Annotated in this window: 12 protein-coding genes; all 12 read right to left on the bottom strand. The window is 35.5% G+C overall.

The features are described from left to right. Positions 1-67: 67 nt before the first annotated feature. The 12 genes from secDF to OLM61_RS13960 all read right to left on the bottom strand — a co-directional run bounded on the left by secDF (position 68) and on the right by OLM61_RS13960 (position 21,694). Complete coding sequence (gene secDF, locus OLM61_RS14015; RefSeq protein WP_264523259.1) at positions 68-3,040, bottom strand: protein translocase subunit SecDF; 2,973 nt, start codon at positions 3,038-3,040, stop codon at positions 68-70. 227 nt (positions 3,041-3,267) lie between these two features. Next, complete coding sequence (mdh, locus tag OLM61_RS14010; protein ID WP_264523258.1) at positions 3,268-4,203, bottom strand: malate dehydrogenase; 936 nt, start codon at positions 4,201-4,203, stop codon at positions 3,268-3,270. Between the two features lie 113 nt (positions 4,204-4,316). Beyond that, complete coding sequence (gene gyrB, locus OLM61_RS14005; protein ID WP_173966966.1) at positions 4,317-6,257, bottom strand: DNA topoisomerase (ATP-hydrolyzing) subunit B; 1,941 nt, start codon at positions 6,255-6,257, stop codon at positions 4,317-4,319. Positions 6,258-6,645: 388 nt separating this feature from the next. After that, the gene (locus OLM61_RS14000; RefSeq protein WP_264523257.1) at positions 6,646-9,381 is read right to left on the bottom strand and encodes a M16 family metallopeptidase; all 2,736 of its coding nucleotides are present in this window, start codon (positions 9,379-9,381) and stop codon (positions 6,646-6,648) included. 174 nt (positions 9,382-9,555) lie between these two features. Continuing rightward, positions 9,556-11,172, bottom strand: a complete 1,617-nt coding sequence (asnB, locus tag OLM61_RS13995; protein WP_264523256.1) for an asparagine synthase B — start codon at positions 11,170-11,172, stop codon at positions 9,556-9,558. 313 nt (positions 11,173-11,485) lie between these two features. Then, positions 11,486-13,162: an asparagine synthase B gene (asnB, locus tag OLM61_RS13990; RefSeq protein ID WP_264523255.1), complete on the bottom strand. Its 1,677-nt coding sequence runs from the start codon at positions 13,160-13,162 to the stop codon at positions 11,486-11,488. Between the two features lie 1,066 nt (positions 13,163-14,228). Continuing rightward, positions 14,229-14,678 carry a hypothetical protein gene (locus OLM61_RS13985; protein ID WP_264523254.1) on the bottom strand — a complete coding sequence of 150 codons (450 nt, stop codon included), beginning with the start codon at positions 14,676-14,678 and terminating at the stop codon, positions 14,229-14,231. Between the two features lie 73 nt (positions 14,679-14,751). Then, complete coding sequence (locus OLM61_RS13980) at positions 14,752-15,099, bottom strand: SH3 domain-containing protein (protein ID WP_264523253.1); 348 nt, start codon at positions 15,097-15,099, stop codon at positions 14,752-14,754. A gap of 107 nt (positions 15,100-15,206) precedes the next feature. Then, complete coding sequence (locus OLM61_RS13975) at positions 15,207-15,737, bottom strand: GNAT family N-acetyltransferase (protein ID WP_264523251.1); 531 nt, start codon at positions 15,735-15,737, stop codon at positions 15,207-15,209. Between the two features lie 144 nt (positions 15,738-15,881). Further along, positions 15,882-17,633, bottom strand: coding sequence for a TonB-dependent receptor (locus tag OLM61_RS13970; protein WP_264523250.1), 1,752 nt, complete (start codon positions 17,631-17,633; stop codon positions 15,882-15,884). 97 nt (positions 17,634-17,730) lie between these two features. Continuing rightward, complete coding sequence (locus OLM61_RS13965; RefSeq protein ID WP_264523249.1) at positions 17,731-18,594, bottom strand: PhzF family phenazine biosynthesis protein; 864 nt, start codon at positions 18,592-18,594, stop codon at positions 17,731-17,733. An 85-nt stretch (positions 18,595-18,679) separates the two neighbouring features. Continuing rightward, positions 18,680-21,694: a tetratricopeptide repeat protein gene (locus OLM61_RS13960; RefSeq protein ID WP_264523248.1), complete on the bottom strand. Its 3,015-nt coding sequence runs from the start codon at positions 21,692-21,694 to the stop codon at positions 18,680-18,682. Between the last annotated feature and the right edge of the window lie 46 nt (positions 21,695-21,740).

Below are 21,740 nucleotides of genomic sequence, written 5' to 3'. Positions count from 1 at the left end.
TAATCTAAATATAACAAAAAAAAAGATCCGTTTTCACCGGATCTTTTTCTATAACTTAAGCATTTAATTATGCGTTGTGCTTGTCTTCGATTGTGTGTTTATCATCACTTGAAATTGTATCAACCAATACTGGTGTAGCAATAAATAATGATGAATAAGTTCCTACCACAATACCAATTAACATGGCAAAGATAAATCCTCTGATAGATTCTCCACCAAAGATAAACATCGTTAATAATACGATGATCATCATTAATGAGGTATTCAACGTTCTTGACAATGTAGTGTTAATAGATGCGTTTACGATATCTTCAAAACTTCCTTTACGGTTTCCGATGATAAACTCTCTAATTCTGTCAAATACAATTACAGTATCGTTCATAGAGTAACCAATTACAGTAAGGATAGCCGCAATAAAGTGCTGATCCATTTCCATGTGGAAAGGCATGAATTTATAACATAAAGAGTAGATTCCTAATACAAAGATAACGTCATGCGCTACAGCTGCAATCGCACCTAATGAATATTGCCATTTACGGAAAGAGATCATTAAGTATAAGAAAATAACTGCCATTGCACCTAATACAGCCCAGTAAGAGTTTGTTTTGATATCCTCAGAAATAGAAGCTCCAACTTTAGATTGTTGCACTACTCCAATTCTCTTACCATCAAATGAGTTGATGAATTTTTCATAAGAAGTGTTAGGGAAATATTTCGCTAACGACTTGTATAAAATTTGATTCACTTCTTCATCAACAGCTACACCGTCTTCTTTAATTTTATATTTAGTTGTGATTTTCAACTGATCATCATCACCTAAAATTTTAGCCTCAACAGGAGTACCAAAAGAAGCAGATAATTCATCTGATACTACAGTAGCATCAATTGGTTTTTCAAATTTCACCTGGAATGTTCTTCCTCCAACAAAATCAACACCTTCATCTAATCCGTTTACGAAGAAGATAGAAACTAAACTCACTACAACTACAATTGAAGAGAAGATGTAAGTGAATTTCTTAATCTTAATAAAGTCAAAGTGGAAGTTTGTAAACCAGTTTTTAGTAATGTTTGTAGAGAATGTTAAATCTCCTTTTCCAGCAATGTTTCTGTCAATAAAAATTCTAGCAATAAAGATTGAAGTAAACAATGAAGTTACGATACCAATCAATAATGTTAAAGCAAAACCTTTAATTGGTCCTGTACCAAAAATGAATAAGATTGCACCAGTTAAAACGTGAGTAACGTTTGCGTCGATAATAGAACGCATTGCTCCGTGCCATCCGTAAGAAGCTACAACTGCTTCTGACAATGATTTTCCTTCACGTAATTCTTCTTTAGCTCTTTCAAATATAATGATGTTCGCATCTACCGCTGTACCTAATGTTAATACGATACCTGCAATACCTGGCAATGTTAATACAAAACCAAAACTTGCCATAATTCCAAACAAGAAAAGTAAGTTCAATAATAAGGCAAGGTTAGCATACCAACCTGCTTTACCATAATAGAATACCATCCATAAACAAACTAATAAAAATCCTAATACAGAAGAAATTGTACCTGCATCAATTGCAGCCTGACCTAAAGATGGTCCCACAACTGTTGACTGAATAATATCTGCAGAAGCTGGTAATTTACCTGCGTTTAATACGTTAGCTAAATCTTTAGTTTCAGCTACATCAAAAGAACCTGTAATTTCAGATCTTCCTCCGGCAATTGGTCCACTTGTAACACCTGGCGCAGAGTAAACAATATTATCTAAAACAATAGCGATATATCCTTTTTGAGAGAATGCTCTTCCTGTTAATTCTTCCCAAACTTTAGCTCCCTGGCTGTTCATTTGCATAGAAACAGCTGGTTTTCCTAATTGGTCAAATGTATCTTTTGCATCTGTAACAACACCACCGCTCATTGCAGGAACATTGTCTCTGTTTCCTTTTAAAGCATATAATTCAACTGCTTCAATATCTTTTCCTTTTGCATCTTTAATAGTAGTTGGTTTACTCCACACAAATTTTGCATTGTGTTGGTCAGCACCCAATAAAATTCTGATGTCAGCTCTTTTAAAATAGTTGTTTACAGTAGCTGTATCTTTAGGAGCAAAGTATCCTAAAACTGGTCCACCACCCTGACCTAACATTTTGTCAAATAATGGGTTGTTTCCTTTTTTAGTATCTACTGAATCTTTAGCGTTATCCGTTAATAATGCATTTAATGAATCTTTAACAACAGTTTTAGTTTCTGTTTTTTTGATTTCAGTCTTTTTTAAAGCTTCGTTAGTCGCTACTAAAAAGTTACCGATTTCTTCGATTTTAAAAGTCTCCCAAAACTCTAATTGAGCTTTTCCTCCTAATAATTTTTTGATTCTGTCTACATCCTTAGCACCTGGAAGCTCTACTAAGATTCTTCCTGTTTCTCCTAATTTTTGGATGTTTGGTTGCGTTACACCAAATTTGTCGATACGCTCTCTAAGTACTTTGTAAGCACTTTCGATAGACTCATCTACTTTTTTCTTAATTACTTTTTGTACTTGCGCATCAGACATTTGAAAATCTACACCACCTTCTCCTTGTAAACTTCTGTTTGCAAAAATATCAGGTGAAGCTAATTTCACTGTCCCTTTTGAGTTAGCCTCAAAAGCTTCAAAGAACTTATTTAAATAGGTTTTGTTTCCTTCTAAATTTGCAGTTGCATCAGCTAATGATTTATTAAATACTGGATTTTTAGAATTGTTTGCTAATCCTTTCAAAACGTCTTTAACCGAAATTTGAAGAATCACGTTGATTCCTCCTTCTAAGTCAAGACCTTTGTTCAGTTGTTTGTTTTTTACTTCATTATAAGTAAAATCAGTAAAACCAAGGTTTAACACTTTCTCTTTTCCAATAGAATCTAAATATTTTAATTCTTTATCAGGATTATCTCCTGCAAAAGCTTTAGCTTCACTTTTGACGTTATTGGCCACAAAAGTGAACGAGAGTTGGTAAATACTTACCAATGCAAATAGAATTGCGAAAAATTTAATAAGTCCTTTATTCTGCATTATTACTAAAAATTAATTATGTTTTATTGTTTGTTTTTGTTTTAAAGTCCCATAAAATAAGCCCTGACGTGAGTTTTTAAAACTAAAAAATCGAGATCACGAATTACAACATTTTTTTTAAACCGAGCAAATATATAATTAACGAAAAGATTAACCAATTTATTTATTAATTAATCTCAAAAAAAAGACTGCAAAAGTGCAGCCTTTTCCTTTTTTTACGAAATTCGTTATACTAAAATCGATTTTAGAGCATCATTCATGCTTCTGACCGCAGCTGCACTTTTTGCAAACAGCTCTTTTTCCTGATCGTTTAACTGAATGTCTAAAATTTCTTCTACTCCGTTTTTACCAATTATACATGGCACTCCTATGCAGATATCCTCTTGTCCATACTCTCCTTCCACAAAAACAGAACAGGCAATCATTTTTTTCTGATCATTTAAAATACTGTCTACCAAATAAGCTACAGAAGCTCCTGGCGCATACCAGGCCGATGTTCCCAAAAGACCTGTAAGAGTTGCTCCTCCAACCATAGTGTCGGCAGCTACTTTTTGTAAGGCTTCTTCTGAAAGAAATTCGCTTACCGGAATTCCATTATAAGATGCTAAACGGGTTAACGGAATCATAGTCGTATCACCATGACCACCAATAACCATTGCCGAAATATCATTAGCTGGTTTATCCAAAGCCAAAGAAAGATAGGTTCTGAAACGTGAACTATCTAAAGCTCCTCCCATACCAATAATTCTGTTTTTTGGTACTCCGGTAGATTTCAATGCCAAATACGTCATTGTATCCATCGGATTAGAAACCACAACTATTATAGTGTCCGGAGAATGTTTCAATACATTTTCGGCAACTGTTTTTACAATTCCTGCATTTATACCTATTAATTCTTCACGAGTCATTCCTGGTTTTCTTGGAATTCCTGATGTGATGACTACTACATCACTTCCGGCAGTTTTAGAATAATCATTGGTCACCCCAGATACTTTGGTATTAAAACCTGTATTTGTGGCGCATTGCATAATATCCAACGCTTTCCCTTCGGCAAAACCTTCTTTAATATCCAACAACACTACTTCGCTAGCAATTCCTCTATAAGAAATAACATCTGCACATGTAGCTCCAACATTTCCTGCTCCTACAATGGTAACTTTCATATTTTATACTTTATCGGTTATTAATTAATTTGTTTGTGTATTTGATAAATCGACAATTCGTTTAATCGTTTAAGTAAATTTAAACAATTAAACGAATTGATGATTAAAATTTATTACGCATCGATATTAGCGTAAACTGCATTTTTCTCGATAAATTCTCTACGTGGTGGTACTTCATCCCCCATAAGCATAGAGAAAACTCTGTCGGCTTCAGCCAGACTGTCAATGGTTACCTGACGTAAAGTTCTGAAGTTCGGATCCATTGTTGTTTCCCACAATTGTTCCGCGTTCATCTCTCCAAGACCTTTGTAACGTTGAATCGCGGCGCTTCCACCCATTCTCTCATTGGCCTGATCGCGTTGAACATCATTCCACGCATATTCTTTTTTGTTTCCTTTCTTAACTAAGTATAAAGGTGGTGCAGCGATATAAACGTGACCTTCTTCGATCAACTCTTTCATGAAACGGAAGAAGAATGTTAATATTAAGGTAGAAATGTGACTACCATCGACATCCGCATCACACATGATGATTACTTTGTGGTATCTAAGCTTTTCAAGATTCAAAGCTTTACTGTCTTCTGCTGTACCAACGGTAACTCCCAAAGCGGTAAAGATGTTACGAATCTCTTCGTTTTCGAATACTTTATGATGCATCGCTTTCTCCACATTCAGAATCTTACCACGCAATGGTAAAATCGCCTGAAAGTTACGATCACGACCTTGTTTTGCTGTTCCACCAGCCGAATCTCCCTCGACTAAGTAAACCTCACATCTTGCAGGATCCTGCTCCGAACAATCGGATAGTTTTCCTGGCAATCCACCGCCACCCATTACGGTTTTACGCTGTACCATTTCACGCGCTTTTTTAGCAGCGTGACGGGCCTGAGCAGCCAGAATTACTTTTTGGATAATGATTCGGGCATCATTTGGATTTTCTTCCAAATAGTTCTCTAACATTTCTCCAACAGCCTGAGAAACCGGAGAAACCACCTCTCTGTTTCCTAATTTTGTTTTGGTCTGACCTTCGAACTGAGGCTCAGCCACTTTTACCGAAATAATAGCAGTTAATCCTTCACGGAAGTCATCTCCCGCAATTTCGAATTTCAATTTATCCAACATTCCGGATGCATCGGCATATTTTTTCAGGGTTCTTGTTAAACCACTTCTAAAACCTTGTAAATGCGTTCCTCCTTCGTGTGTGTTGATATTATTTACATAAGAGAAAATATTCTCGGTATAACTGGTGTTGTAAATCAAAGCAACCTCAACCGGAATTTCACCTTTTTCGTGATCCATGCTGATTACGTGAGAAATAATTGGCTCACGGTTACCATCTAAATAACGAATGTATTCTTTAAGACCTTCATCTGAATGAAACACTTCGCTTTTAAATTCTCCTTTTTCATCTACTTCTCTTTTATCCGTAAATGTAATGGTGATTCCTTTGTTTAAGAAAGAAAGCTCACGCATACGAGCTGATAAAGTATCATAAGAGAACTCTGTAGTTTGAGTAAAGATAGTATTATCAGGGTAAAATGTCTGACGTGTACCTCTTTTATCTGTTTCTCCGATTTGCTTTACCGGATATAATGATTTTCCTCTTTCGTACTCCTGTTCGTAGATTTTTCCTTCTCTAAAAACGGTAGACTTCATGTGAACGGAAAGGGCATTTACAACCGAAACCCCAACCCCGTGCAAACCTCCGGAAACTTTATAAGAATCTTTATCAAATTTACCCCCGGCACCAATTTTAGTCATTACAACCTCAAGCGCCGAAACTCCTTCTTTTTTATGTAAATCAACTGGAATACCACGACCGTTATCTTCAACTGTTACTGATCCGTCTTCGTTTATTGCAACACCAATGGTATCACAATGTCCTCCCATCGCCTCATCAATAGAGTTATCAACAACCTCATAAACCAAATGATGTAGCCCTCGAACCCCCACATCTCCAATATACATCGATGGACGCATTCTTACGTGCTCCATTCCTTCTAATGCCTGAATACTATCTGCTGAATAATTGTTCTTCTTGATTTCTTCGCTCATATAATTTATTCTAAAAAATGTATTTATTGTCTAACACGCAAATATATAAAAACGCAAATTATATATCCGTTAAATTACCATTTAAAGCGGGTAAGTTATTAACACAATTGTCTTAAAAACCCAAAAATAAGCCTAAAAGAAGACTTAGATTCCAATTTTCTTAAATTCCAAAATTCAAATTCCAAATTCCTTTTTTTTCAAATTGCAAATTCCAAAAATTAAGAATGCGGTAAAAATTTCGATTGCATTTATAAAACCTAAATTATTTTTTAAACCGTATAAAAAAAACCGAAATAACATTATAAAATGCATTTCGGTTTCTATAAATTTTAAATCCCTAAAAATTGGAATTTGGAATTTGAATTTTGGAATTTGAATTCCCTAAGCTTTATTGTTTCTTATTAAAATCTCCTGCATAAATAGAAGTCATTTTGTCTAAGCTTATGTACTTTCTCACAACAGCATTTACCTCTTCTACTTTTAATGCTTTTACTTTACTTTCAAGAGTATCATAATCTTCCAAAGGAATTCCGTATTGCAGATAGGTATTTGTCAAAGTTGCTAAAGTTCCGTCATCGCCTAATCTGGTTTTTCTTTCATTAAGCCAGCTTACCAAATTTGTTTTTAATTCTTCGGCCGTAAAACCGTCTTTTAATGCTTTAGCAATTTCCTCTTTGGCAGCAACTTCAACTGCATTTTTTTTCGTTGGATTTAAGAAAGCGTAGTAGGCCCAATAAGCAACATCATTTGTAATGGGTACATTTACAAAAGATCCTGCTCCATAACTGATTCCTTCTTTTTCTCTCAATCGCATCGGAATTCTGGCAGTCAAAAAGCCTCCGCTTCCTAAAATTTCATTTGCCATTACAAATGCCGGGTATTCAGCATCTTTCTGATTCATTTTAAAACTAATTTTCCCTACCGCAACGGCATTTTCCTTATCCGGTGTGATATAGTCTTTGTCTGCTTTCTGAGTTTCGAAAAATACAGGTACTGCCTTTTCATACTTTGATTTCGAATTCCATTTTCCAAAAGTACTCTCTAAAATCTGAGCGGTCGATTTAGCGTCTAAATCTCCGACCACAGTTCCAACTCCGTTGTTTCCTCCTAAAATATTTTTATAGAAATCAACAATTTCTGTTTGTTTTATCTTTTTATAAGCGTCCATTTGCTCCTGAACAGTTGACGTATAAAAAATACTCTCTTTCGAATATTTTGACGTTTGTCTTGAAAGTTCTATAAATGCAACAGAACGAGGATCGTTTAAACTCGATTCTAAGTAGGTATTGTATTCGCTAATCGTTTTCGTTAACTCATTTTGAGGAAAAGTAGCATTAACCAGCAGATCTCCTAAAATATCCATTACTTCTTTAAAATTTTCTTTGTAGGTATGAACCGTTACTGACAAGGTTTGTTCTGAGAAATCAAAATACAAACTTGACTTCAATTGATCTAAACGATCGCTGATTTGCTCTTTTGTTCTGGTAGTGGTACCCGTTTTTAACAACTGAGCCAAAATAGCCCCTACATCTGATTTTCCGGCTAAATCCTTTTCATTACTTACCGGAAATTTAAAGCTTGCCTGAACTTTTCCTCCTTTGATTTCTTTTTTAATCAAGCCATACTTTGCACCATTGCTAAGCTTTCCTTCTACAAAATTTTGTTTTAAGTTCTTGATAGAAGCTTCAAACGGAGCCGCTTCTTTTTCAAGAGCTTTCCCTTTGTAATCTTTAGTAAAGGCTAACAATTGTTCGTCTGTATATTCTACCGGCTTAACTCTTTGTTCGTCTTTTGAAGGAATGAATACTCCAACGGTTCTGTTGTTGCTTTTAAAATATTTCTCTGCAACTCTTTGTATGTCTTCTTTCGTTAGATTTTCGATTGCATCTCTGTATAAAAATCCTAATCTGTAATCTCCAGCTCCAATAATTTCGGTAAGATTAATAGCAAAAGAAACGGTGTTGTTTTTTATTCCTTCAATTTGCTTGATCAATTTAGCCTTAGCTCTGCTTACATCTTCATCTGTATATTTAATAGTTCCTATTTTATCCAATTCGGCTCTCACCAATTCTTTTGTTGCTACAACATCTTTATCATTAGGAACAGCTACTCCAAAGTATACAAAACTCGCATCTCTGGTAGTCGGCTGCCAATAATAAATACTGGATATTTTTTGAGTTTCAACTAAAGCTTTATACAAATAACCTGATGGATCGGCCGTTAAAATCTCGCCCAAAGCATCAATGGCAGCATAATCTTTGTCTGCGTAAGCCGCAGTATGGTATAAAGCGCCAATATTTTTACTGTCACCAGCTCTTTTCAACTCCACATATTTTTCACCATCCTGCGCCGGCTCTATGGTATAAGTTTTATCTAAAACTCTTTTCGGTTTTGGAATACTACCAAAATACTGCCCCACATATTGCAAAGCTTTTTTCTCATCAAATTTTCCGGCAATTATTAAAGTTGAATTGTCCGGCTGATAATACTTTTCGTAGAAAACGCGTAATGTTTTTGCTTTTACGCGCTCAATATCTTCTTTACTTCCGATGGTACTTTTTCCGTAATTGTGCCATAAATAAGCCGCAGAAAGTACTCTTTCCTGCAAAACACCATCAGGGTTGTTTTCGCCTATTTCAAACTCGTTTCTAACTACAGAAAACTCCTTATCTAAATCTGTTTGCAAAATGGTCGCATTGATCATTCGGTCCGCTTCCATTTCAATACTCCATTTCAGATTTTCATCACTGGATGGGAAAACTTCATAATAATTAGTACGGTCTAACCAAGTGGTTCCATTGGCAGCCCCTCCTTTTTCAGAAAGCATTTTTTTGATATCTCCTAAATTCTTCGTACTTTTAAAAAGCATGTGTTCTAATAAATGGGCCATCCCCTTCTCTCCGTACCCCTCATTTCTGGAGCCTACATTGTAAACAATATTCACAACCATATTGCTTTGCGAGGCATCCGGAATTAAAAGAACTTTCAATCCGTTATTTAAGGAATACTCTTTGACTCCTTCAACATTTTTAATATACTTTGGCACGTCAGGTTTTTGTGCATAAACAGCACTTAATGACGCAAATGAGCAGCATAAAATACTACTAAACAATAAATTTCTCATAGGTAATTTTAAATAAGGTTAGTTTTTAATGGTAGCCAAATATAGTATTTTTCCTAAACAGGCTGCATCGCATTAACATGGTTTTTAGAAATTTATATCACAAAAAAAATCCGGAGAGATGTATTAAATATCTTTCCGGATTTTTTATATTAATTTATTCCCAGGTTTCACCTTTTAAACGGTAACTCCGGCTTTCGAAGTTTCAACACCCGCTTTTACGTGTGCTGCGTTCGCTCTTCCACTTGGGTCCTGATTTTCCTGCCATCTTGGAATCCATTTTCTAACGGTATGTGCGGCGCTGACTTGTGGGTAATACTTATGAAAAATCGATCTGTACAAATAAGCTTCTTTGGTTGTTGGTGAATTATACGGAAATTCAACACTTGCTCCCGCCAGCTGCTCGTCCGAAACCTGTCCGGCGCAGTAGTCAATCAATTCATCCACCCAGCTGTATCCTACTCCATCCGAAAACTGTTCTTTCTGTCTCCATAAAACTTCCTCAGGCAAATACGGATTCTCTGGTGTATCAAATGCTTTTCTTAAAATGTATTTTTCAATTCCATCATATGTTTTTGGCTGTTTTTCTTCGGTTTTAATTCGAATTGCAGCTTCTAAAAATTCTTTATCCAAAAATGGTATTCTCGCTTCTAATCCATGAGCCATTGGTATTTTATCGGCACGTAACAAATCAGCGGTAAACATTTTTTGTACTCTTTCGATTGTTTCGTCCTGGAACTCTTGTGCTGATGGTGCATTTCTAAAATACAAATGACCTCCAAAAACTTCATCGGCGCCTTCACCGGAAAGAATTACTTTAATGCCTTTATCAGCAATCGCCTTTGACAACAAATACATTGGCACTCCGGAGCGTACCGAAATAATATCGTAAGTCTCAATATGGTAGATTACTTTTTCCAGAATTTCAACTCCTTCTTCTACCGTAAAATGTATTTCATGGTGTTCTGTACCTAAAAACGCTGCAGCTTCTCTCGCCGCTTTGTTATCGGGTGCATCAGCATCCAAACCAATAGAAAATGAATGTAGTTTTTCTCCGTTTTCTTTCAATAAACGAGCAGCAATCGCCGATGTTAATGACGAATCTAATCCTCCGGAAAGTAATACTCCAACAGGAACTTCGCTCATTAAACGTTTGCGGGTTGCTTCGATTAAAGTCTCTCGAATTAAATCTAAGTTTAATTTTTGAATGGCATTTGAATGGTCCTCATATTCCGGATTGTAATATTTTACAAAACCCGTTTTACCAGTATAATAATGTCCGGGAGGAAAAGTCGAAAAGGATTTACACTGATCTGAAATGGACTTCATTTCTGATGAAAAATAAATTCTTCCTCTCTCATCTAGTCCGTAATACAAAGGCTTTACACCTACTGCATCTCTGGCCGCTATATAATTATCGCCATCGATAATTACAAAAGCAAAATCGCCGTCCAGCATATTACAAAACTTGTATCCAAATTCTTCGTACAAATGCACGATAACTTCTGAATCCGATTTTGTTCTGAAGGTATGCTCTTTTAAAACTGTATCTTTTAGTTCCTGATAGTTATAGATTTCTCCATCATGCACCATCCAGGCCTTATTAGTTCCCTGAATAGGCTGCTTTCCTGATTTTAAATCAATAATCGACAAGCTTTCATGGCAAATAATACTGCCATTTTCCATAATATGCAAATCGCTTTCATCGGGACCACGATGGGACATTCTTGCGGAAAGCTCTTTTACGAGTTGCGGGTCTTTTCCTTTACCAATAACAGCTAATAATCCAGACATACTGTTCTATATTTTTTTATTATTCTCTATTTTTTACCGATATTAAATCGGTTAATCAAATATCTTATGTTTTTCTAATGTTCGGCTAAGCTAAATATTATTTCTGACTTTATGTACTTAATAAGCTACATTTTTAGTTCTTTTCATTTTTATTTCAGCGAATGTCAAATATAAAAAAGAAAGTCACACTATTTTCCAAAAAACACATTTAACTAACTGAAATAACATCATTTAACACTATAAGACAAGAAAAACGCCCTCAGTACTGAGAACGTCTTTCGGAAATATATATACTAATTCTAAAAATACTTGTTTATGCTTTCGCGTAAGCATCATCATGCACGCTTGCCACAGCTCTTCCTGATGGATCGTTCATGTTTTTGAAAGCTTCATCCCATTCCAAAGCAATTTTTGTACTGCAGGCCACACTGGCTTCCTGAGGCACACATAACGCAGCGGCATCACTTGGAAAATGTTCTGCAAAAATCGAACGATAGTAATACTCTTCTTTCGAAGTTGGTGTCTGCAATGGGAATTTATATTTTGCGTTTGCCAATTGCTCGTCCGAAACTTCTACGGCTACCACTTCTTTCAAAGTATCAATCCAGCTGTATCCTACACCATCCGAAAACTGCTCTTTTTGCCTCCAGGCAACACTTTCAGGCAACATGTCTTCAAAGGCTTTACGAACTACCCATTTTTCCATTGGATGCTCTTTGTTGATCATTTTATCCTGCGGGTTGATTCGCATTGCCACATCCATAAATTCTTTATCCAAAAACGGAACACGTCCTTCAATTCCCCAAGCCGCTAAACTTTTATTAGCGCGAAGACAATCGTACATGTGCAGTTTACCTAATTTACGAACGTTTTCTTCGTGAAATTCTCTCGCATTTGGTGCTTTATGAAAGTACAAATAACCTCCAAACAACTCATCTGCTCCCTCACCTGACAATACCATTTTGATTCCCATTGATTTGATCACTCTCGCCATTAACCACATTGGGGTTGACGCTCTAACGGTGGTTACATCATAGGTTTCTAAGTTGTAAATAACATCACGAACAGCATCTAATCCTTCCTGAATGGTAAATTTAATTTCGTGGTGAATTGTTCCGATATGTTTGGCAACCACCTGTGCTGCAGCTAAATCAGGAGAACCTTCTAATCCTACTGAGAAAGAGTGCAACTGCGGGTACCAGGCATCAGTAGTATCATCTGACTCGATACGCTTTTGTGCAAATTTTTTGGCTACCGCTGAAGTGATAGACGAATCTAAACCTCCGGAAAGTAAAACACCATAAGGAACATCACTCATCAATTGTCTGTGAACTGCTGCTTCAAGCGCTTTCTTGATTTCAGGAATACTGGTTTCGTTATCTTTTACCGCCTCATATTCTGTCCAGTCTCTTTTGTACCATTGTACAAATTCGCCATCTTTACTTGTCATATAATGTCCTGGAGGAAACAATTGGATTTTTGTACAATATCCTTCTAAAGCTTTTAATTCAGAAGCCACATAAAAAGTTCCATGTTGGTCCCAACCAATATACAATGGAATAATTCCCATGTGATCGCGGGCAATGAAATACTCGTCTTTCTCAACATCATAGATTGCGAATCCAAAAATCCCGTTCATTTCATCTACAAAATGAGGTCCTTTTTCTCGGTAAAGTGCCAAGATCACTTCACAGTCACTTTCAGTCTGGAAGTTGTATTTTCCCTGAAACTGTTTGCGTAATTCTCTGTGGTTGTAAATTTCACCATTTGCAGCCAAAACCAATTTTTTATCCTCCGTAAACAAAGGTTGTTTTCCTGAAGCCGGATCTACAATTGCCAGACGCTCGTGTGATAAAATTGCTTTATCATTGCTATAAATTCCGCTCCAATCCGGTCCACGGTGACGGATAATTTTAGACATCTCTAATACTTGAGGTCTTAAAGTTTCGGCTTTTTGCTTTAGATCAAAGGCACATACAATTCCACACATAACGCTATATTTTTATTTTTAAACTTCATTTTGATAAAGCAAAGATGCAATATCAGTTATAATTGAAAAACACATATAGCTATTTTAATTACAATTTAAAACTAAAAATACATTTTTACATATAAAACATAAAATTTCAGCATTTAAAAAAGCCTCAAACTTAAAAATTTCAATTTCAGGTTTGATAAAAACAAAAAACGCAAATCCAAAGAACGATCTTTAGGTTAAATTACACGATATCTCAGAATCATTGACAGATTTTATATGGGGCGTTCCTACGGAACTTATGGCTCATGTTTATACCTTTTCGACGGATTGAAATCCGTCGTTACAAAATAAAGCGTTCCTTCGGAACTTTTGCATAAAAACCTTGAACTCGACATATATTGCAACAGAGAATTTTAATCCGTTGAAAAAAAATCACCTAAACAAAGTTTCGAAAGAGAGACGAATAAAAACGGTTCTGGAATTGTTATTATAGTTCATACTGAGATTTCTAACCAAGTCGCCCAAAGATTGACAGATTTTACATGGGTCGTTCCTACGGAACTTATGGCTCGTGTTTATACCTTTTCGACTGATTGAAATCCGTCGTTACAAAATAAAGCGTTCCTTCAGAACTTTTGCATAAAACCTTAAACTCGACATATATTGCAACAGAGAATTTTAATCCGTTGAAAAAAAATCACCTGAACAAAATTTCGAAAAAGGGATGAATAAGAGCCTTTGGTTAGACATATAATGGAGCAACGGATTCTAATCCGCAAAAAAAAAATGACCTAAACAAAGTTTCGAAAGAGTGACGCAAAAGAGCCTTTGGCTAGACATATATCCTAACAACAGATTTTTATCCCTAAAAAAAAAACTAAACAAAGTTCCAAAAGAGTAAATGTATAAGAGCCTTCGGCTCGATACATATTGTAGCAACGGATTTTAATCCGTTGAAAAAAAACAATCATCAAAGCAAAGTTCCAGAGGAACGACACATTTAGATTTAAAAAAGTTTAAGCAAAAAAAAGCAGCTCCAAACAAAGAGAAGCTGCATATTAAATAGAAGGTAATCCATTTAACTAATTTCCTGAATTAGATATTTGGTTCCGTTAATTTCAAAAGTAAACCCTATTTCATTCCCCATTAAATGGGCTCCTAAAGGCGATTGTGGTGAAAGTGCAATAACATTTGTACCCTCAATATTGATTTTAGGAAGCGCTACACTTACATACAAATAAATTCCGTTAGCTTTCACCAAACTTCCCGAAATAATATTTTCAGTAGTTTTTAAGGCATCTATTTTATCTAAAATCGCTTTTTGGGCAATCCCTTCTTTCAATTTATTGGTGAGTTTTTCCTGCTCAATGTGCATCATCGACAAAGCAGTTTCATGTTTGTCTCCGGCAGAACCTTTGGCATCGTTTTTAGAATCTTCGGTTAAAGCCGAAATCATGTCTCTAAAAACATCTATTCGGTCTTGAACCATTTGCAGGTAATGCGAGTGTATTTTTTGTTTAAAAGTCATTTTTTTGAGGTACTGAGATTCTGAGGTACAAAGGTGCAAAGATAAAGAGGTACAAAGGTTTTCCTTTTATATTTTAACCGATTATTTCATCGGGAATCCATCCTTCGGCATTATTCACGATTTTCCGCACCCAAGTCCAACCGTTTAAGCTTTTAATTTTTACAATTTCATCGTCCTTATCGACATTCAATTCTTTTGCCGTGTAGTATTCTAAAACTTTTGCCTCCTTTTTATCCAAAGAAATTTCGAGTATCTGTAACGGTACCCAACCTTTGTTGACTTCATTTTCTGCCCAAATCCATCCTTTCCACTTTTCTTCTTTCTCCTCTTCTCCTAATTTTACAGTCTCGCCAGTTTTAAGAATAATAGGATTTTCATATTGTGTCTTATAGGTTTCAAGAATTTTAAATACTTTCATCATTCACTATATTTTTTGAAATGAGGTACACAGTTCTTTCGTTGTCAAAATCATCTTTTGTCACGAAGTTCTAAAGATCGTAAAAAGTAGTTAAAAAAAGATTACCCTTTTTACTCAAAAAAAGCAGTCGGATAAATGACTTTCCCTCTTACTCCTGACAATCCGTTTTCGGTTAAAGCGATGACCATGCAATTCTCTGCAGGAACCTCAAAAGGCATTTCGATATGGTACTTTTCACAAAGTTCGTAACCAAATCTCGGATAATAATCGGGATGTCCTAATAATATAATCGATTTATAGCCCAGCTCTTTTGCTACTTTATGGCTGTGCAGTATCAGTTTTGAACCAATTCCTTTTCCCTGAAATTCAGGTAGTACAGAAACCGGTGCCAGTGCCAAAGATTCAAAAGATGCTGTATCGTTACTGATTTCTAACTTTGTCAATAAAATATGTCCGACAATTTCATTCTCCACTTCGGCAACAATTGATAGTTCCGGAATAAAAGCAGCTGATTTTCTTAATCTTTCAACCAAAAATTGTTCTTGGTGATCGCTATATTCTTCCTTTTCAAAAGCTTTTTCAATTAAGGTGAAAACACTTTTGTGGTCCTTTTCATTTTCTTGTCTCAGTTTAATTTCCATTTTTTTGAGGTACTACTGTTATTAGTTACAAAGATGCAAAGGTTTTATACAGTCTCAAAAAAAGTGAGCCACGAATTCACTAATAATCCTAATTACTTTGTGAATTCGCGGCTCAAAAACTTTATAGCTTTCTGTAAATCTCTTTTAAAAATCGAATTTGTAGTTTGCTCCAACGACTACCTGAAATCCTTGTACCGGATAATTCAGCCATTTTTCGTAGGCCTGATTTCCAATATTATTAAGCTTTAAAAAACAAGTCAAACGTTCGTTGTATTTATACCCTAAATGTGCATTGGCGTCAAAATAACTTTTTAGTGTTGTAAGCACCGGATCTGCTCCTAAATTCAGATTGGATTGCATGTCTTTACGTTCTCCCACATAGAAAACATTCAGTCCAGCATACCATTGTTTCGTGATATTTACGTCCAGATTAGAACTTAATTTCATAGTCGGTAAATTCCATGCTTCTGTACCATCAAATTTATAGCTGTTAAAAGTTCCGTTGATTCCGAAAGAGACATTTTGAGAAAAATCGGCTTTTAATTCTCCATAGAAACGGAAGGTTCTCACATCATCATAAACCACTCCAAATGAGTTCCCAAAAGCATAATTTTGGTTAGAGAAATCTTCCGTGTAATCATTGCCTTTGTATAAGGCTTTGTCTTTTTCATTTAGATAAGAACCGGTAAGATTATAATTGATATTGTTGGCCAGTTTTCCTTTTAAACCTGCAAAAACAGTGTACTGATTGTTAGTTGGTTTCATATGAAGCGTTGGCGATAAAAACGGATTCCCGGTCACCAAATCAGCATAAGAATTTTGATTTAAACCTCCGTTAACTCCGGTATAGAAAATCATTAAATCTCCTACCAGCTTATACGAAGCATTCACTTTTGGATAAATATAAAACTTGTTTCCGCTGTTTTCAGAATCCAGACCATAAAACAATCCCGCACCTAACTCCAATGTCCAGTCATTTTCCAAAATCACAAAACTTGGTTCAATTCCAAAATTCGTCAGACTGTATTTTAATGGGGCTGTATTATCGTGCGCATAATTATGTTCAAAAGATCCGCTAACATGATCCACAATAATATTGGTATTTATAGACTGATCCATCACTTCTACTTTGAAAGAAGGTTTTACATAAAAACGATTTTCTGACGATGAAAAACTATCTGAGAAATGCGTAAACTTGGTCGAGATCTTACTAAAAATCCCCTCCGTAAAAGATACATTACCACCCAAGGAAATGGTGTTATAAGAATGATTTGGATTGATCCCTCTTATTAAATCATCGCGGGTTTGTCCGGCCAAAGTAGCTCCAAAATCAGCTGGTAAACCATACCAGTTGTACAATTGATTCTGATAACCTAAATCAACATTCCAGGACATATCACGATTGTTTACACCATAGCCCACATTTAAGGCTGTATCGTAAAACTCATCGTTTAGATCTACCCCTTTAATTCCGCCCTGAGAAGAGTGATGACGAAACATCCCTGCAACATAATCGTTATTCCCCAACTCCTGATTGACAAATAATTCAGCATTTAAAGTCCCATAATTCCCTACTCCCAATGTGGCATAATTGTTAAACAGTTTTTCTTTTTTAGATTTCTCAACCCCTTCGGCCTTTCCTTTTGAAGGTGTGAATGTAGAAGCCACCGGAACAGATAAAATACTATATTTTATGGTTTCTTTTGGCTGATTTCCGGTATCGTCAAGCGAAGGTGTTTCCTTCACTTTAAAAGCATCTGAAATCGTTGGCGAATAAGGTTTTACTACGTTTACTGTTTCTGTTCCTATTGTTTCGTTTTTCTTTTGCGAAAACGAAAGCTGTACAACAAACAATACTAGTAAAATGATGATTTTATTGTGGCAATTAATTTTCATATTTATTTCTTTTTGTGAAATGTTAGTTGTAAAATGTAAGATGCATTTCAGTTCACATTTCACAATTAACATTTTACATTATTAACTTTTCTATTTGTTATACTTCCCAATCTCCTTTTGCAACAAACTGTGCTTTTCCTCCTATTTTAATCTCAAACTGATTTTCGGTTACTTTTCCTTTAAAATAAATTTGCGACGGACGATTGATATAATCTCCCTGATAATTAATCATTTCAATTTGCGGCAAATGATATTTTAACAGAAAAGCCTGTAAACAGGTGCTGGCACTTCCTGTTGCTGCATCTTCAACCAATTGATTGTGTTCGACACATAGCATTCTGCTAAACAATTTGGAATCTTCTAAATAATAGAAATACAGACCTCTATGAGAAGTTTTGCAATTTCTTTTCATCCATTGATCGGCTTTATCTTTATCTAAAACCAAGTTTTCCAGTGCTTTTTTATTGCTCAGCCCCACCATTACAAATGCGCTTCCAGTTGTCACTTCCTGAATTGGAAATTGATTTTCGAAATCTTCCTTTTTCAGATTACTGAATAATGTGAAATCTTCTTTCGAAAAAATATCCCAAAATTTTGGCTGTGCCGCTTTTAACCAAATTAAATCTTCGGACTGGTGAATTGGAATTCCTCCAATAGGAACATTTAATGTGATGTTTTCAGGGGAATTTTCAAATATTTTATGGATCAAAACCCAAGAGGTTCCAATTATAGGATGTCCCGCAAACTCCATTTCATGAGCTGGTGTAAATATTCTGATTTCGGCCTTATTTTTCTCCCGGTCAAGTTTTGTTATGAATGTGCTTTCTGCGAAGTTTATCTCTCGCGCCATCTGCTGCATTTCTTCTGAACTTAAATTTTCAGCATCTAAAAAAACGGCCAACTGATTCCCGGCATACTTTTTATCAGCAAAAACATCAATTATATAAAAAGGTAAACTCATATGTTGTAAAATGTGTTTTGTGAGACGTAAAATGTTATCTGTTATTCTGATTTCACAGACAACATTTCACATTTCACCAAATGAACTATTTCGTAATTGAAGAATTCGTTTTAGACTCTTCTAATTTTATTGCACTTAATTCTTTCTTAGCTTCTTCCACAACATCCGGATAATCGGTAAAATTGTTAATGACGTTGTCCAGAATGTAGGTTGCCTGATAACTGTCTTTTAATCCATAGAAATTCTTTGCCATCAGGACTAAACTTTTCGCTCCGTAATATTTGTAAGCCGAGTAGTTTTTAGCCAGCTTTTGTACAGAAACATTCGAAGCATCAAATTTCCCTTCTTTGGTTTTAAAATAAGCATCATAATACAAGGCTTCCGCAGCTAATTCTCCTTTTGAAGTTGCCGATAATTTCGCATAAGCTGCTTTGGCTTTATCTTCATTTCCGGTCTGCATTGCTGCACGTGCGACAATAATCTGAGCATCGGCTTTTACGTTTGCATCAGCTTTTGCATTTTGCAATACTTTATCAGCATACACTACAGCATTATCAAAGTCTTTCTTATCGTAATAACATTTCATCAGGTTGGCCTGAGCAAAGCTTTTATTTTGAGGAAAATCGGCTTCATTTTCTAAACGCACCAATACCGGAACCGACTGATCACAGTCTTTTGCTTTTAGGAAAATTTGTGCCAGTCTGCTCAACGACTGCTCTGTAAATTCACTTCTTGGCTGATCAGCTACATACTGATAATTTGCTGTCGATTTTGTTTCTGAGCCTTCAGCAAAATACAATTGTGCCAGATAAAAGTTTGCTTCAAGCGCATGCATTCCTTTTGGAAACTTGTTTATATAACCTGTAAAACCACTTATGGCCGGCTTACTGTTATTCTGACTGTATTGTTTGAAAGCTGCATCATAAGTATCGTTATCCAGCTCGGCATCTGTAACTGCCACAAAATCTAATGTACGAACCCAAGTTGCATATTCATCTACTTTTCCTGAATCAACATAAATCAATCTAGCCGTTGAAACCGCTTCCAGAGCTTCTGGAGTTTTAGGAAACTCAGCTGCTACTTTCTTAAATTTCACCAAAGCCTGATCGTCACGATCTGAATTGTAATAAATCAACCCTTGTTTTAAAATCGCTTTTGAAGTAAACGAACCATTTTTAAATTCTGAAATTAACTGATCGTATGTTTTAAGGGCCTGCTCGTTCTTTTTCTCAGCTACATAAGTATTCCCTAATTCATACAAAGCATCATCACGATAAGACGACTTTTTATACATTTGAAGGAAATTGTTCAACTCATCGGCCTTCTTGTCATTTTTAGACATAAATCCGTAAGAAATTGCTTTTTGAAACTGTGCATAATCGGCATCAACCCCTTTTGCTTCAATGGCTTTTGCATACGCTTCATTTGCGGCACTGTACTTCGTGCTCACAAATCGACTGTCCCCTAAACGCAGGTACGAATCGTTTAAACGCACTTTATCTTCTTTCGAATTATCAATTTGTGCCTGAAAAGAATTCCCTGCCTGATCGTATTCTTTGAGTTTAAAATAGGCGTAACCAATATTATAGTTGATGTTTTTGTACTCAGTGGTAGTTTTAGCGGCGGCTAATCCGGCAAACTGTTTATAGCTTAATAAAGCATTCTGAAAATCATCGGTCATGTATTCTGTTTCTGCTTTCCAAAAAGTCGCTCGGGCTGTAAATTCAGGTGTTTTTTGTTCACTGATAGCACTTTTGAACATTTTTCCTGCCTCCTGATAGTTTGATTCATTGTACAATTCTACACCTCTGTAAAAAAGTACTTTTTGATAGGCTGCTTTATTTTCTGCCGATCTGTTTTTTTCTAATAAAGACAATGCTTCTTTGTAATTTTTAGAAGAAATATAAGAGTCTACCAATAATTTTTCTACTTCCGATTTACTGGAGTTGTTTGGGTATTTTTTTAAGAAATCAAGTAAAATGCCCGGAACGGTTTGATAGGCATTTCCAATTTCATAACTCAGCTTTGCATAATTCAAAGCGGCATCTTCCTGAATCTGGGCATTGAAATCCATTTCCGAAGCATTTTTAAACGCATTTAAAGCTTCTTGTTTTTTGCCCGTGTTCAAATAAGCCAAACCTAAATGGTAATACGCATTTTGAGCAACGAAATCTTTCCCTTCGATAATTTTATTGAATTGAGAGATCGCTTTTTCATACTCTTTTTGCTCGTAATAAGCATATCCCAACTGGTAGAAATCAGTATTGTTCCACTTTCCTTTTTTACCGGCATATTGCTCTAAAAACGGAATCGCTTTGCCGTATTGTTTTAAATTAAAATAACTCTCTCCTATAATTTTATTCAATTCAGATTTTTCCAAATCATTGGATTTACTCATTGCTTTTTGCCCTAAGTCGATTGCTTTTTGGAAATTCCCCAATTTAAAATTCATGTCGGCCTGATAATACGAAAGCTTTTCTTTGTATTTTTCTTCACCCGAAACTTCATCAAAATATTTAGTTGCTTCTTTGTAATCGTCACCTTCGTAAGCCATAAATCCCAAATAATATTTGGCCTGAGAACCAAATTCAGGAGAGTTTACCACTTTATTAAAATAAGTTGTAGCTTCTTTTTTCTTTTTAGCATTGAAATAACTATAGCCTTTCTGGAAATTAAATTTATCCGAATCCGATTTACTCATATAAGTTTCATCGACTTTGTCAAACCATTGCAAAGCTTTCGGATAATTTCCCTGCTCAAAAAAGTACTGGGCCACTTCAATATAGGCCTGATTTTGTTTTGTACTTGTTGGATAATCGTTTACAAATTTTTCGATTAGAGCATCGGCATTTACTTTGTTTGTACGAATAGCGCAATTGGCAATATAATAAGCACAATCTGACTGAACTTCTTCAGTTGTGGCATTGTTTTTTACCTGTTCGAAAATAAGTTGGGCCGAAGCATATTGTTTGTCATTGTATAAAGCCAGTGCTTTGTCAAAATCCTTTAAATCGTAAGTGTAAATAGCTGATTTTTGTGCCGAAACTATGGTCGAAAAAAGGATAATTGGAAATAAAAAGAACCAGGGAAGTTTACGCATTTTAATTATATTTAGTATTCAAATGTATCATTTTATACCGTTTATA

Source organism: Flavobacterium sp. N502536 (genome assembly GCF_025947345.1).
Lineage (GTDB): Bacteria > Bacteroidota > Bacteroidia > Flavobacteriales > Flavobacteriaceae > Flavobacterium.
This window is presented reverse-complemented; position numbering and strand designations above follow the sequence as displayed.

Excerpts from the sequence above, each read along its gene's own strand:
- OLM61_RS13965 (WP_264523249.1), bottom strand. The coding sequence starts at position 18,594 with ATGAGTTTACCTTTTTATATAATTGATGTTTTTGCTGATAAAAAGTAT.
- mdh (WP_264523258.1), bottom strand. The coding sequence starts at position 4,203 with ATGAAAGTTACCATTGTAGGAGCAGGAAATGTTGGAGCTACATGTGCA.
- OLM61_RS13975 (WP_264523251.1), bottom strand. The coding sequence starts at position 15,737 with ATGGAAATTAAACTGAGACAAGAAAATGAAAAGGACCACAAAAGTGTT.
- OLM61_RS13980 (WP_264523253.1), bottom strand. The coding sequence starts at position 15,099 with ATGATGAAAGTATTTAAAATTCTTGAAACCTATAAGACACAATATGAA.
- OLM61_RS13985 (WP_264523254.1), bottom strand. The coding sequence starts at position 14,678 with ATGACTTTTAAACAAAAAATACACTCGCATTACCTGCAAATGGTTCAA.
- gyrB (WP_173966966.1), bottom strand. The coding sequence starts at position 6,257 with ATGAGCGAAGAAATCAAGAAGAACAATTATTCAGCAGATAGTATTCAG.
- asnB (WP_264523255.1), bottom strand. The coding sequence starts at position 13,162 with ATGTGTGGAATTGTATGTGCCTTTGATCTAAAGCAAAAAGCCGAAACT.
- OLM61_RS13960 (WP_264523248.1), bottom strand. The coding sequence starts at position 21,694 with ATGCGTAAACTTCCCTGGTTCTTTTTATTTCCAATTATCCTTTTTTCG.
- OLM61_RS14000 (WP_264523257.1), bottom strand. The coding sequence starts at position 9,381 with ATGAGAAATTTATTGTTTAGTAGTATTTTATGCTGCTCATTTGCGTCA.
- secDF (WP_264523259.1), bottom strand. The coding sequence starts at position 3,040 with ATGCAGAATAAAGGACTTATTAAATTTTTCGCAATTCTATTTGCATTG.
- asnB (WP_264523256.1), bottom strand. The coding sequence starts at position 11,172 with ATGTCTGGATTATTAGCTGTTATTGGTAAAGGAAAAGACCCGCAACTC.
- OLM61_RS13970 (WP_264523250.1), bottom strand. The coding sequence starts at position 17,633 with ATGAAAATTAATTGCCACAATAAAATCATCATTTTACTAGTATTGTTT.